A 12,706-nucleotide genomic window follows, 5' to 3' on the forward strand; every position below is an offset into this window, starting at 1 on the left:
CACCATGCAGCTAAAATCTCGGTTCACTTTGCAGACCTTCATTGCCAGCGTCCTTTTCCAAGGCGTGGTGCTGGCCACCTTTTTCTGGATCGTGCAGCAAGGGCTTCAGAGCTTTCTTACCTGCCTTCAACCCTTCGGCGGCAGTCAAGGTGCTGTGGTGCCCCCCGATCTGGCGGCAGCCCTCTCCCGCCTGGAAAACCTGATTCAGCAGACACGGCAGTACGCCCCTTGGGTCATCTTTGGCTTGGGCGGTGTGGGCACGCTGTTTCTTTGGATTGTGGTGCAGGCCATGGGACGCCGCGCGGTGAATCAGGCCTTGGCGAAAACCGTAACGCCCGCCGTGTCCACTCCGGCTGCGTCGTCTCGGCGTGAACCCGGCGACTCGGAAGTCCTGCCGACGGACATGGATCCCAAAACCGTGGGTGCGGTGCAGATGCTTTCCGTCCTGCAAAGGCAGGGGCGATTCATCGACTTTCTTCAAGAAGACCTGAGCCGATACGACGATGCGCAGATCGGGGCGGCGGTGCGTAGCATCCATGAATCCTGCAAATCGGCTCTGGCCGACTGTGTGCAGCTGGAAGCCGTCATGGTTCAGGAGGAAGGCGCTGTGGTCACCGTGCCGTCGGGATTTGACCCCGCGGCCATTCGGCTGACGGGCCAAGTCTCTGGGGATCCCCCATTTCGCGGTGTACTGCGGCATCGAGGCTGGCGCGTGCGATCGGTGCAGTTGCCCAAGTTGACGGCGCAGCTGGGCAAAGAGCGCATTGTGGCTCCGGCAGAAGTGGAAATCACGGAAGCGGAATAAGGAGGCTTGGTTTGCTGCATTCGCCTTTCATTGTGGGCATCGACCTTGGCACCACCCATTCAGTCCTGGCATGGACGGCAGAAGAGACCGTCGCCCACGGAAATCAAGACATTCGTATCGCGCCCATTCCCCAAGTGGTGGCGCCCGGCGAAGTGAAGCCGCGGCCGCTTCTGCCGTCCTTTCTATTCCTGCCGGGCTCTCACGACGTGCCAGCCGGCAGTTTGGCTCTGCCTTGGTCCAGCGATCCCGGTTGGGTCGTGGGCCAATTCGCTCGAGAACGGGGTTCCGAACTTCCCAACCGCTTGGTCTCTTCGGCCAAATCCTGGCTGTGCCACACGGGAGTGGACCGGACGGCCCCCATTCTTCCGTGGGACAGCCCCAAGGATGTGCGCAAGGTGTCGCCTGTGGACGCCTCCGCCCTGTACCTTCGGCATCTCAGAGACGCCTGGAACCACGTGATGGCCCGTGACAACCCGGACCATCTTTTGGAACATCAGGACGTGTACTTGACCGTGCCGGCCTCCTTTGATGCCGTCGCCCGGGAACTTACGGTGCAAGCCGCCCGCGCCGCCGGCCTGGAACACATCACCCTGCTGGAAGAACCACAGGCGGCCGTCTACGCGTGGCTTGCGGTCCACAATGATACCTGGCGAGATATTCTTCACGTCGGGGACGTGATTTTGGTCTGCGATGTGGGAGGTGGCACCACAGACTTCAGCCTCATTGAAGTCATTGAAGAGGACGGTGCTTTGGGGCTTCGGCGCATCGCCGTGGGCAACCATTTGCTCTTGGGCGGCGACAACATGGATCTGGCTCTGGCTCACGGAGTGCGAGCCAAACTGGCCGCCTCGGGCACGACGCTGGACGCTTGGCAGTTTCGCGGTCTGTGGCATCAGTGCCGCCACGCCAAGGAAAAACTCTTGAGCCAACCAGCCCTGGACAGTGTGCCTTTGACCATACTGGGCCGAGGCACCTCGCTCATCGCAAGCACCCTGCGCACGGAACTCACCCGCAACGAACTGGAACAGATTCTTCTGGACGGCTTTTTCCCAGACTGCCCCCTAGATGCGCAGCCCGGGGCATCCACCAAGGTTGGTGTGCGGGAAATGGGGTTGCCTTACGAATCCGACCCGGCCGTCACGCGGCATCTGGCCGCCTTTTTGTCCCGCCATCTTCATGGGCCGGGCATGAACGCGCCCAAGGCGCCCACCCATGTGTTGTTCAACGGAGGGGTCATGAAACCCGATCTAGTGCGCCATCGCGTTCTGAACATCCTGGCGCGCTGGTACCCATCCGCACCGCCTCAGGAATTACCCGGGCAAGACTTGGACCTGGCCGTGGCCAAGGGCGCGGTCGCGTACGGACAGGTGCGCCGAGGTCGAGGTTTGCGCATTCGCGCCGGGGCCTCACGAAGCTATTACATTGGCATTGAATCGGCCTTGCCGGCGGTGCCCGGCGTGCCCACGCCGGTCAAGGCCTTGTGCGTGGTCCCCTTTGGCTTGGAAGAGGGTAGCACCCTGAGCGTGCAAGATCGAGACTTCGGCCTTGTGGTGGGTGAACCGGCCGTGTTTCCTCTGCTGGCCTCTACCACGCGCAAGGAAGATCCTGCCGGCGAAGTGGTAGAAGACTGGGCTGGAGAAATCACCGAAGTGGTCACCGTGGAAACAGAGCTCACGCCGACGGAAACCGAAGCGGGCGGCACCATCGTGCCCGTGAGGCTGGAAGCCACCTTTACGGAAATTGGCGTGCTGGAACTGTGGTGTGTGCACCGCGACGACCCCGAACGCCGCTGGAAACTTCAGTTCAACCTGCGAGAGTCTAGTCATTCCTCATGATGATGGAACCTATTTCGTCCCGATACGTGGTGGGCATCGACCTGGGTACCACCAATTCGGCTATGGCCTACGTGGACTGCAGGCGGGCCGACCAGGAACGGCTTTCTGCGGCCATTCGCATCTTTTCCGTACCTCAGCTGGTGGCTCCCGGAGAAACGGCCAGAAGGCCTTTGCTTCCGTCTTTTCTGTACCTTCCGGGGTCCTATGATCTTCCGGCCGGGGCCACGGCGCTGCCGTGGGATCCGTCCCGGCCGTATGCCGTAGGTGAGTTCGCTCGAGAGCAAGGGGCCTTGGTTCCAGGCCGCCTGGTCTCTTCCGCCAAATCTTGGTTGTGCCATGCCGCCGTGGACCGGCAGGCTCCCATTTTGCCGTGGGGAGCGGCCCGAGACATTCCGCGAATGTCCCCTGTGGAAGCGTCTGCACGGTACTTGCAGCACCTGAGAGAAGCCTGGAATCACGTCATGGCGCAAGGGCCCGAGGACGAAGAAAACCTTTTGGAAGAACAACTGGTCATCCTCACCGTGCCCGCTTCCTTTGACGAAGTGGCCCGGGAACTCACCGTGGAAGCCGCTTCTCAAGCCGGCCTGAAAAAAGTGGTGCTTCTGGAAGAACCTTTGGCTGCCTTTTACGCCTGGCTGGCCGCCCATGAAGATTCCTGGGAACACCAGGTGCAACCACAGCAACTGGTGCTGGTCTGTGACGTGGGAGGCGGCACCACCGACTTTACGGCTATCGCCGTGCGTTCCGGCCGTTCTGGGCTTCGCTTCGACCGGCTCGCCGTTGGCGAGCACCTCATGCTGGGCGGCGATAATATGGACCTCACCCTGGCCCGCCGCCTGGAAATGAATCTTTTGGGCGCGCCGGGCAAACTGGACGCCCAGCGTTGGCATCAGCTGTGCCATGGCTGTCGACAGGCCAAGGAAGCGCTCCTTTCTGAAAAGGCCGGCAAAGACCGCTTCGATGTCACCATCATGGGCACGGGAGGCAAACTCATTGCCGGCACGCTGAAAGGCACCCTCACCCGCGACGACGTGTTTCAGTGGATTTTGGAAGGCTTTTTTCCGCCGGTGTCCTACCATGAAAACCCTCAGGAAAGCCGACGATCCGGCATCACCGAATTCGGCTTGCCCTACGTGCAAGACCCGGCCGTGACACGGCACCTTGCGGCCTTCTGGAGGCGCCATGAACAACTGCTGCGCCAACAGACGGGCCGCAGCGCCCCATATCCGGACTTTATTCTCTTTAACGGCGGCGCCTTGAGCCCGGCAAAGATTCGATGGCGCCTTCGAGAAGTCTTGGGCCAATGGTTTCACGATCGAGCCGAGCCGGGCTGGATGCCGAAAGAACTGGACAATCCTCGGCCGGATCTGGCCGTGGCCGTGGGGGCCGCCTATTACGGGCTGGTGCGCACGGGATCTGGCGTTCGCGTCGGGGCCGGCACGCCACGAACCTATTACCTTATGGTGGCGGGTGAGAATCTCGAGACCGACGCCGACCCGGATACGACGCCGACGCATCGTGCCGTGTGCCTTATGCCTCGAGGCACAGAAGAGGGGTATGAAAGCGTGCTGCAAAAGCCCACCTTTGCCGTGCTCACCAATCAGCCCGCCAGCTTTCAGATTTTCAGTTCTCACACGCGCCTGGGTGACGCTCAAGGAGACCTGGTCACCTTGAGTCCAGAAGAGGTCACGGAACTTCCGCCCATTCGCACGGCCCTGCGTTTCGGCAAACGTAGCACCGCACAGCAGGTTCCCGTGCAAATTGCCATCAAACTCACCGAAGTGGGTACCCTGGAATTGTGGTGCCGGTCCCTGCACACGCCCCATCAGTGGCGGCTGCGCTTTGACGTGCGCCGCCAGGGTTCAGAGACCCCGCCGCCCTCAAATTTTTCAGCGGAAACCGTTGAAGAAGCCGTGGTGCACAAAGCCAGAGACATAATCGCCGCCACCTTTTCTAAGGTTCTGGGACCTGGAGTTTCTGAGGGCAACCCGGAAAAGCTCACCAAGGATCTGTGCGACCTTTTGGAAATGCCGCGACACAAATGGTCCACAAGCCTCATTCGTACCTTGGCCGATGAGCTGCTGGAACATCGAGAGGGTCGCGCCCTGAGTCCGGCCCATGAAGCGCGCTGGCTGAATCTTTTGGGCTACTGCCTACGGCCGGGCTACGGTGATCCTGTAGATGAGTGGCGCCTGCAGGAAGTGTGGAAGATGTATCCGCAGGGGTTGCGCTTTCCGCGCAAGGTGCAATGCCGTGTGGAATGGTGGATTTTTTGGCGGCGAGTGGCCGGGGGGCTTTCTGCAGGGCGCCAGTGGCACATCGCCCAGCAAGTTGTCCCCCTACTTGCCGACGAAGAACCGCGCAAAAAATCCAAGAAAAAATCCGGCCTGCGCCTGCTTCCTCAGGAAATGCACGAAGTCTGGATGGCTTTGGCCAATTTTGAAAGGCTTTCCACCGATGTCAAGGAAACTCTTGGAAACGCCGTATTGAAGCGGATCCTTGTGCGGCGCCCGACCCCTCAGCTCCTGTGGGTCTTCACGCGGATCGCGGCACGCACGCCCCTTTACGGCCCCGCAGACCGCGTGCTCTCGCCTCAGGTCGTGACCCCATGGATCGAGCGCATCCTCGTGGCTCATCCCGCGGTCACGGAACCCGTAGCCCAGATGGTGGTCCATGTGGCCAGGAAAACTGGGGATCGTGCTCGGGATGTTGCGGAAGAGGTTCTCGAACGCATCGAGCGATGGCTGGATGGGCTAGGAGCAAGTGCGGAAGTGTACCGGGATCGGCTGCGCAACCCCGACAGCGCCCTTCGACCCGAAGAGGAAAGCTGGCTGTTCGGAGAGGCCCTGCCCCTGGGGCTTCGCCTTTGGACACCAGAAGCCGAATCGTCCGACACATCCCCCTAAATTCCTTACCCCGGTGGGGCAAACTCGGCCGGGCAGCGCGCAGCCCCCTGACAATGAAATCAACCCGTTATAGTGCGGCTCAGGAGCGTTGTCGGGCGCCTTGCCACCGACACAAAACCTTTTCCAGGGCTTCGATGATTTCAAAAAGAGCCGCCCCGAGAAAGCTCATGCCCAAAATTCCCACGACCATGCCCCGGTAATCCAACCGCCCCCAGGCGTCCATGATGAGGTAGCCTAGGCCACGGGACGTGGCAAAGGATTCTACAAAAAACAACACGGCGATTCCCGTGCCCGTGCCGAGACGCAGTGCCGTAAAGCCGTGAGGCAAGGCGGCCGGGAGAAACACATGCCGAAAAAGAGGCCACGGGCCGGCTCCCAGGGTTTTGACCGAATCCACGTATTTGGGGTTGAGGCTGCTCACTCCATCGCGAACGGCCACGAGCACCTGGTAGCCCACGATGAGGGCGATGAGGAAAACCTTAGAAAAATCTCCCAAGCCGAAAAGGAGCAACACCACAGGCAGGAAGACGATCTTGGGAACGGGAAAGGTGAGGAAAACCAGTGGGGCCAGCCAGGCATCTACGGTTTTGTGGCTTCCCATGAAAATGCCCAGTGGGAATGCGACGGCCCAGGCGGCCGTCATGGAAAGGATGACGCGAAGCGCGCTGGCGAGAAAATGGTCCCAGAAGGCTTTGGTCGCCAGGGCTTGCAAAAAGGTGCCGGCGGCCTGAGCCGGTCCAGGAAGCACCTGTCCGCCCCGAAACCCTTTGGAGACGGCCCACCAGGAAAAGGCCAGAAAAGCCACCGCTGTGCCGAAGCGCACCAGACGCGGCCCGAGACGATTTTCAGAATGCTTCATGGCGCGCCATTCCCCTGGACCGCTTGGTCCAAAGCGGCGCGCACCTGCTGCACCGTTGCATAAAAGGCGGGATCGTTTCGACCCTGTGGATTGCCGAAGTGCGGGTTGTCCACGACGGTGGTAAACCGTGCCGGCGATCCGGCCATGATGCCGATTTTTTTCCCGAGGAACACCGCCTCATCCACACTGTGAGTCACCAGCACATAAGGCACGCGCACACGCCGCCACATCTCCAAAAGGGTGAGCTGCAGCCGTTCCCGCGTGATGGCATCCAGGGACGAAAACGGTTCATCCAAGAGCAGCACTCCGGGTTCGGTGGCAAGGGCTCGAGCCAACGCCACGCGCTGTTGTTCCCCGCCGCTCAACTGTGCCGGAAAACATCGCTCCCGGCCTTTGAGCCCCAGGCGTTCCAGCCACGCCCAGGCGCGCCGAGAGCGTTCGGGCTTCGAGATGCCTTGAATGGTCAAGCCGAGAACGACGTTATGCCAGACGGTCTTCCACGGAAGAAGGCCGTAGTCCTGAAGCACCACGGCGATGTCGTGCCGCGGCCGGTCCACGAGACGTCCCCCATAGGTGACGGTTCCGGTATCGGGCACGGTTAACCCGCACAACAGGTACAATAACGTGCTCTTGCCGCACCCCGAGGGGCCTACCACGGCGTAAGTGTCGTCCCGTCCCAAGCGCAAGGAAACCCCGGAAAGCACCGGTCCTCGCTGAGGGTAGCTCTTCACAAGATTCTGCGCTTCCAGAACCGCATCGGAATTCACGGTGTGGAACTCCACACGAGATCCTTAGCGCTCAAGGCCTGGGACACCAGCCCTCGAGTCCGCATCCAAGCCAAAAGCCGTTCCACATCCGGTTTCGGCGGCACACCGGCTTCGGGAAAAACAGGAATGCGAAACGTGGCCGCCACCTGGTCCGGAATACGGCAGGATGTGGCCATGAGCGGCCGGTACTTTTCGGAATCCTTGGCTAGGGCCGCCAGAGCTTCCCGGTAAGCGAGCAAAAACCTCTCGCCCGTTTTGGATGAATCGGTGAGCAGCCGCTGCAGCAGGCCCACGACGGTGAGCGGCACATGAAGGTTTTCGTCCGTCACGTAAACGCGCGCCCCTTGCGATACGGCAAGGGTGACCAGGGGTTCCGGAAGAATGGCCAAATCCAGGCGGCCTCCAAGAAGCATTTGCATGCGCACGGGTATCTTTTTCACTTCCAGGCGTTCAAAGCGGCCCGGAGGCACGAGGCCGCGCTCTTCCATGAGGTCCAAAAGATATTCCATGATGGTGGCGTTGGAGAGGCCAACGGTTCCCGAGGTCATGGCATCCAAGGACGGTGTGTCCAGGCCCGGGCGGCCCACCAAGGCAAACTGCCTCTGACCCGGTCGACTGGCATAGGCTACGGTGACCATGCGTAAGGGAATCCCGCTTCGAACCATGAGCACGGTATTGACCATGTCGCCGAAGTAGCCTTCAAGCTGTCCCGCTTGCATGGCGGCGTCTCGTTCCAACGCGCTGTCAAAGGTGACCAGTTCCACCGTGAGTCCATGCTTGGAAAAATAGCCTTCCGTGGCCGCCACCTGAAGAGGCAGCGTGTCCAAAACGGGAAGAATGCCAAGGCGCAAGGGCTTTTCTGCCGCGTTTCCCGAAGGAACGACCATGCCGCAAGCCAGAACGCTGAGAAGGAGTCCCCAAGTGAAAAGGCCAAGAGGGGTGTCCATGCGTACCCGAGATCGATCCGTCGACGAGGGCGCGGCGGGTTCCATGATCTTCATGGCCTAGAACCTCCTTGAACACACGTTTTGACATCCTGTCCGTCGGGAAAGCTGCCACAGGCACGCATCAAGGTCAACGGACAAGGCACCTCTCGGCACACCTCATCCCTTTAGGCACAATTGCCTATCCACTCACTCCGTCCGCTCAGATCATCGCACACCAAAACACCTCAAGTCCAAACCGGTACCCTGTCTGTAGAGGCGGCCTCAATTTGCTCTCGTCTTGCCGCACGACCTTGACCCCTGAACCCTGTCTGTAGGGACAGCCCTCGTGGCCGCCCACCAAAGATACTGACCACCAAGAGCCAGTCCCTTCGAACCGAGGGCACGCTTCCACCTTCAACCCAATAACTTTCTTGGCCGCCCAGCATCGCTCATGCCTTTGGATGGGCGGACGACTCCGGCCCTCCGCAAAAACATGGACCGCGAGGACGCTTTCCCCGCCTGCGGAAGGGGCGCACAGCGCCATGCATGCTCGCGGCTTGCGCCGCTCCTTCAGGTTGGGGCGCAGGCAGGCTGGCTGCGCCTCCGCTGAGCATCGATTCACGGAACTTTGAGTCCTGAAAACGCGGGTGTCTCGTCCGCATCCATATCAGGTAACCGGCCGCATCCCTGCTGAGGCGAGGCCATGATGAACCCCACACTTACGGACTATGGAGCTTTCTTGCAATGTCTGGTATGCGTTACGGGTCTATTGCATGCACGCCACCAACGAACGATGCCGTGAGAATGCCCATGAATCCATCGTTTCGACAACTCTTTGTGGATTTTGTGGCCGCGCGCCGTCATGTCCGGGCGGCCGCCTTCGATGCCCATCAACATGCCCACCCATCGTGCGCCGAAGCCCCTCCATTCGGTGACGCTTCGACGAACCGCTGGCACGCCTTGCACAAATCGCTGCAGCGACTCCTTCAATGGCCCGGCGCCTCTACGCATGCGGACTTCCTCACCAAGGCGCTTCTGGACCCATACTTTCCTGCCGAAATGATTCAAAGAACACTCTTCAGTCATGTCACCGGCATGCGATTTTATATCGACAAGAATCGACCCGAACTCCAACCCCTACTCCTCAGGGACCTAGCCCAATTTGCCGAAGCCTTTCTTCAGATTCGACAGGACCTCTCTCAACTTACCTCCCTTTCTCCGGCTGGCATTCCCCTGGACGGCCGAAGTTTTCCAAAACCTTCGGGCCAGTGGTGTCGCCTGTGCGGAACATGCTGCGAAATCGGGGGTGTGCCCGCCGTTGCGCCGCCGGGAGTGGTGTATCCACTTCATTGGCGCGCGCTTCTGGAAGGCACACGACTGGACAATCAGCAGCTGTGCCCCTTTCTTTTTCAGTCCCCTGGATCCATGCACCACTTTTGTTCCATTCATCGCATCAAGCCCGTCCCCTGCAGCGCCTTTGACGCCGAAGATTGCCGTGCTCGACAACGCGACGGCCCCCTTCACCAGCCACCACCATAAGCTCAAGCGCGCGGTTTAAAAATCCCGGGGGGTGTTATGGCACCTCAAGCCCACACAGCGCGCATTTTCTGAGGTTTGTGGATGAAAAATCCCTAGCGCTTCCATTCGGCGTGTGGAACTGAACGCGCACCAGGCCGTATTCTCTCAAGCCCACCCTGAGCCTAACGAACTAAACCTAAACAACGAGAAGTGGAAAGCCGCCCCGTTCAGGGAAGCCTCCTTCGAGTCTATTTTCCCGCATCGGCAGACGATGGATCGGTGGAAGGCATGGACCGCACCCACGAGGCGCTCCACCGCGGTTCGGATCGCCTGGTGGTGGTGAATGAATGACGGAAGAGGATATGCTGACGGAAAGGATTTGGCAGCTTTTGGAAAACCTTGGCTACACGCTCAAAGGGTTTTTTCTTCCGATCCTGAAGAAGCCTTGAAGTGCATGGAAAAAACGCCAACCGCACGGATCTGCTCATCACAGACCTCACCATGCCCAAACTCACCGGTCGTCAGTAGGCGGAAGCCGTGTGGCGGATTCGACCCAATCTCCCTGTCGTCTTCTTGTCCGAATACGGCGAAGGCGCTTTGGAAAACCATGCGCTCTTGCAGAGTTTTGCCCTGTTTTAAAAGAACCTTCGGCCCGGCTGATCCTTTCTCGGCTGTGAGAAAAGCGCCGGACTGCACGATGTCTTCCAAAAAGAAAGGCGGCTCTTGTTGAGGCGCCTGGCCGAGAGGGCTATAGCATGGAACCCATGGGGGTCACGAGGACTTCTCAAGCCGGCCCGCTTTGGGAAAAACTCGCCAACGTCGCCAGGGTCCTGATCATGGATTCATCGGGCAAGCCCAGCGGCACAAATCAAGATGTGACCCCGGATGCTGTGTGGCGCCAAACAGGTGCCCGTTTTTCCACAAAGGCGCGCATGCCTTCCTGCGCATCTCGATGCAGGCAATTAATGGCAATGGCTTCCTTGGCGAAACTGTAGGCCGCCGTTTCGTCCAAGTCCACCTGCCGGTAAAAGGCGTCTTTGCCAAAGGCCAATGTGTAGCGGCTAAATTGGGCAATTTCTTCTGCCAACTCCATGGCGGCTTTGGCCAGTTGGTCCTTGGGGACCACGCGATTCACCAGGCCCCATTCCAGGGCTTCCTGCGCGGAGACGAACCGGCCCGTCATGAGCATTTCCAGGGCTCGGCGCCGGCCGATGAGCCGTACCAACGGCACCATGGGCGTGCTGCAAAACAAACCGATTTTGACGCCCGGCGTGGCAAATTGCGCCTCGGTTTCCGCAACGGCCAGATCGCACGCGGCCACCAATTGGCATCCCGCCGCGGTGGCGATGCCGTGCACCTGGGCAATGACGGGCTGGGGCAGCGTATGAATTTTCAGCATCATTTGAGAACAGGTGGAAAACAGTTCCCGATACGTGTGAATGTCGGCGCCATCGGCCACCATGTCCTTGAGGTTGTGACCGGCACAAAAGGCTGGACCTTCACCGCGCAGAATCACGACTCTGACATCCACATCACCCGCCAGCGCCTCGAGATGCTCCATGAGGCTGTGAATGACGGACAGCGACAAGGCATTGCGCGTTTCCGGACTGTTGAGCACCAAGTGAGCAATGGGACCGGATTTTTCCAAAAACACATCAGCCATCAGTAACCTCCTTTTGCTGTGTGCAGCGGATTCATGGTGCCGTTTGGAGAAAGCGTTGACATCCTTTGGGTGTTCGCCCATAAGAGAGCACCGGCGTGCCCGCAGCCGCGACGGCATCGCGGGCACGTTCAGCCGAAACCCAAACTCAAACAATGAGAAAACCCCATGGACTTTATCGACCTCAAAAGCCAACAGCACCGCCTGCGCCCTCTGCTTGAAGAACGCATCGGCGCGGTTTTGGATCACGGCCAGTATATCCTCGGCCCCGAAGTTCAGGAACTGGAAACCACTTTGGCTCAGTACGTGGGAACGCGTCACGCCATCGGCTGTGCTTCCGGCACCGACGCCTTGCTCATGCTGCTGATGGCCCTGGACGTGGGTCCCGGCCACCTGGTGCTGACCACCCCTTTCACGTTCATTGCCACAGCGGAAGTGATTGCCTTTCTTGGCGCGGTTCCCGTCTTTGTGGACATTGACCCGGAAACCTTTAACCTCGACCCCGACAAGGTGCGGTTGGCCTTAGAAGCCTTGAAACGAGGCGACCGGTCCCTGCACCCTCTGCCCCATGGCGCCCTGACGGCTTCTGTGCGCGGCATCATCGCCGTGGATCTTTTTGGGGTCCCGGCGGATTACGCCGAACTGGAAACCATAGCCCATGAGGAAGGGCTTTTTGTCCTGGAAGATGCAGCCCAATCTTTTGGAGCATCCGTGCACGGTGTTCCGGCCTGCCGATTCGGCCATGGGGCGGCCACATCCTTTTTCCCTGCCAAGCCTTTGGGAGGCTACGGCGATGGAGGTATGTGCTTCACCAATGACGATGCCATGGCCGAAAAACTGCGATCTCTTCGTGTACACGGTCAGGGAAGCCATCGGTATGAACACGTGCGTCTGGGCGTGAACAGCCGGTTGGATACGCTGCAGGCCGCCATCCTCTTGGCCAAATGGACCGTTTTTCAAGAGGAATGCCGGCGCCGTCAGGACGTGGCGGCCCGCTACATCGCGCTCTTGGAAGAAATTCGGCCGGACCTTGTGGTCCAGCGCGTGCCCCAGGGCGTGGTCTCCGCCTGGGCCCAGTTTTCGCTTCTGGCGCCATCGCCCGAAGAACGGGATGCCATGCGAAAGCGACTGCAGAAGGCGGGCATACCCACGGCGGTCTATTACCCTGTGCCCCTGCATCGGCAACCGGCCTTTGCCTATCTGGGGTATCGGGTTGGCGATTTTCCCGTAAGTGAAGATCTGGCAGGGCGCATTGTGAGCCTTCCCATGCACCCGCACCTGGAACCCGAGGTGCAGGAACACATCGTTCAAAGCCTGTGACGACAAGGGCCGTTGCCGGCGGCCGCAAAGGCCGCATCAGGGCCGCCTCACCAGGAGCGGAGGAAAAGCCTTGGCCGAGGCGCTGCCCGTGCGAATCCGGCACCTTCGGA

The 12,706-nt window shown here is 60.1% G+C and carries 11 protein-coding genes; 6 read left to right on the forward strand and 5 right to left on the reverse strand.

Annotated elements, in window-relative coordinates:
• Positions 1-4 precede the first annotated feature (4 nt).
• The 3 genes from EDC27_RS03600 to EDC27_RS03610 are packed head-to-tail and all read left to right on the forward strand — an operon-like array spanning position 5 to position 5,546.
• Positions 5-805, forward strand: coding sequence for a DUF2760 domain-containing protein (locus tag EDC27_RS03600; RefSeq protein WP_170161558.1), 801 nt, complete (start codon positions 5-7; stop codon positions 803-805).
• A gap of 11 nt (positions 806-816) precedes the next feature.
• Positions 817-2,640 carry an Hsp70 family protein gene (locus tag EDC27_RS03605; protein ID WP_211334764.1) on the forward strand — a complete coding sequence of 608 codons (1,824 nt, stop codon included), beginning with the start codon at positions 817-819 and terminating at the stop codon, positions 2,638-2,640.
• On the forward strand, positions 2,637-5,546 hold the full coding sequence (locus EDC27_RS03610) for an Hsp70 family protein (RefSeq protein WP_123289253.1): 2,910 nt from the start codon (positions 2,637-2,639) through the stop codon (positions 5,544-5,546). Before EDC27_RS03605 ends, EDC27_RS03610 begins: the two co-directional genes overlap by 4 nt.
• A 79-nt stretch (positions 5,547-5,625) precedes the next feature.
• Here EDC27_RS03610 and EDC27_RS03615 read toward each other — a convergent pair whose 3' ends face one another.
• Genes EDC27_RS03615 through EDC27_RS03625 form a run of 3 tightly spaced genes read right to left on the reverse strand, consistent with a single transcriptional unit; the run spans position 5,626 to position 8,173 of the window.
• Positions 5,626-6,405: an ABC transporter permease gene (locus tag EDC27_RS03615; RefSeq protein ID WP_123289254.1), complete on the reverse strand. Its 780-nt coding sequence runs from the start codon at positions 6,403-6,405 to the stop codon at positions 5,626-5,628.
• A complete protein-coding gene (locus EDC27_RS03620) occupies positions 6,402-7,187 on the reverse strand; it encodes an ABC transporter ATP-binding protein (RefSeq protein ID WP_211334765.1) in 786 nt (261 codons plus the stop codon). Before EDC27_RS03620 ends, EDC27_RS03615 begins: the two co-directional genes overlap by 4 nt.
• A complete protein-coding gene (locus EDC27_RS03625; protein ID WP_123289255.1) occupies positions 7,169-8,173 on the reverse strand; it encodes an ABC transporter substrate-binding protein in 1,005 nt (334 codons plus the stop codon). Before EDC27_RS03625 ends, EDC27_RS03620 begins: the two co-directional genes overlap by 19 nt.
• Positions 8,174-8,902: 729 nt before the next feature.
• On the opposite strand from EDC27_RS03625, the gene EDC27_RS03635 reads away from it, so the two are divergent.
• Entirely contained in the window at positions 8,903-9,637 is a 735-nt protein-coding gene (locus tag EDC27_RS03635) for a YkgJ family cysteine cluster protein (RefSeq protein ID WP_170161559.1), read from the forward strand.
• A 189-nt stretch (positions 9,638-9,826) separates the two neighbouring features.
• Positions 9,827-9,967 (forward strand): hypothetical protein, encoded by a 141-nt coding sequence (locus EDC27_RS15905; protein ID WP_170161560.1) that lies wholly within the window; start codon positions 9,827-9,829, stop codon positions 9,965-9,967.
• Between the two features lie 60 nt (positions 9,968-10,027).
• Here the strand turns inward: EDC27_RS15905 and EDC27_RS15755 are convergent, their stop codons facing one another.
• Together EDC27_RS15755 and EDC27_RS03640 are read right to left on the reverse strand one after the other, a co-directional pair.
• A complete protein-coding gene (locus EDC27_RS15755) occupies positions 10,028-10,324 on the reverse strand; it encodes a hypothetical protein (protein WP_148045673.1) in 297 nt (98 codons plus the stop codon).
• A gap of 160 nt (positions 10,325-10,484) precedes the next feature.
• A complete protein-coding gene (locus tag EDC27_RS03640; RefSeq protein ID WP_123289258.1) occupies positions 10,485-11,279 on the reverse strand; it encodes an enoyl-CoA hydratase in 795 nt (264 codons plus the stop codon).
• Positions 11,280-11,444: 165 nt separating this feature from the next.
• Here EDC27_RS03640 and EDC27_RS03645 point away from each other — a divergent pair, with 165 nt between their 5' ends.
• Positions 11,445-12,596 (forward strand): DegT/DnrJ/EryC1/StrS family aminotransferase, encoded by a 1,152-nt coding sequence (locus tag EDC27_RS03645; RefSeq protein WP_123289259.1) that lies wholly within the window; start codon positions 11,445-11,447, stop codon positions 12,594-12,596.
• Positions 12,597-12,706: the final 110 nt, after the last annotated feature.

It is taken from the genome of Desulfosoma caldarium (genome assembly GCF_003751385.1).
Lineage (GTDB): Bacteria > Desulfobacterota > Syntrophobacteria > Syntrophobacterales > DSM-9756 > Desulfosoma > Desulfosoma caldarium.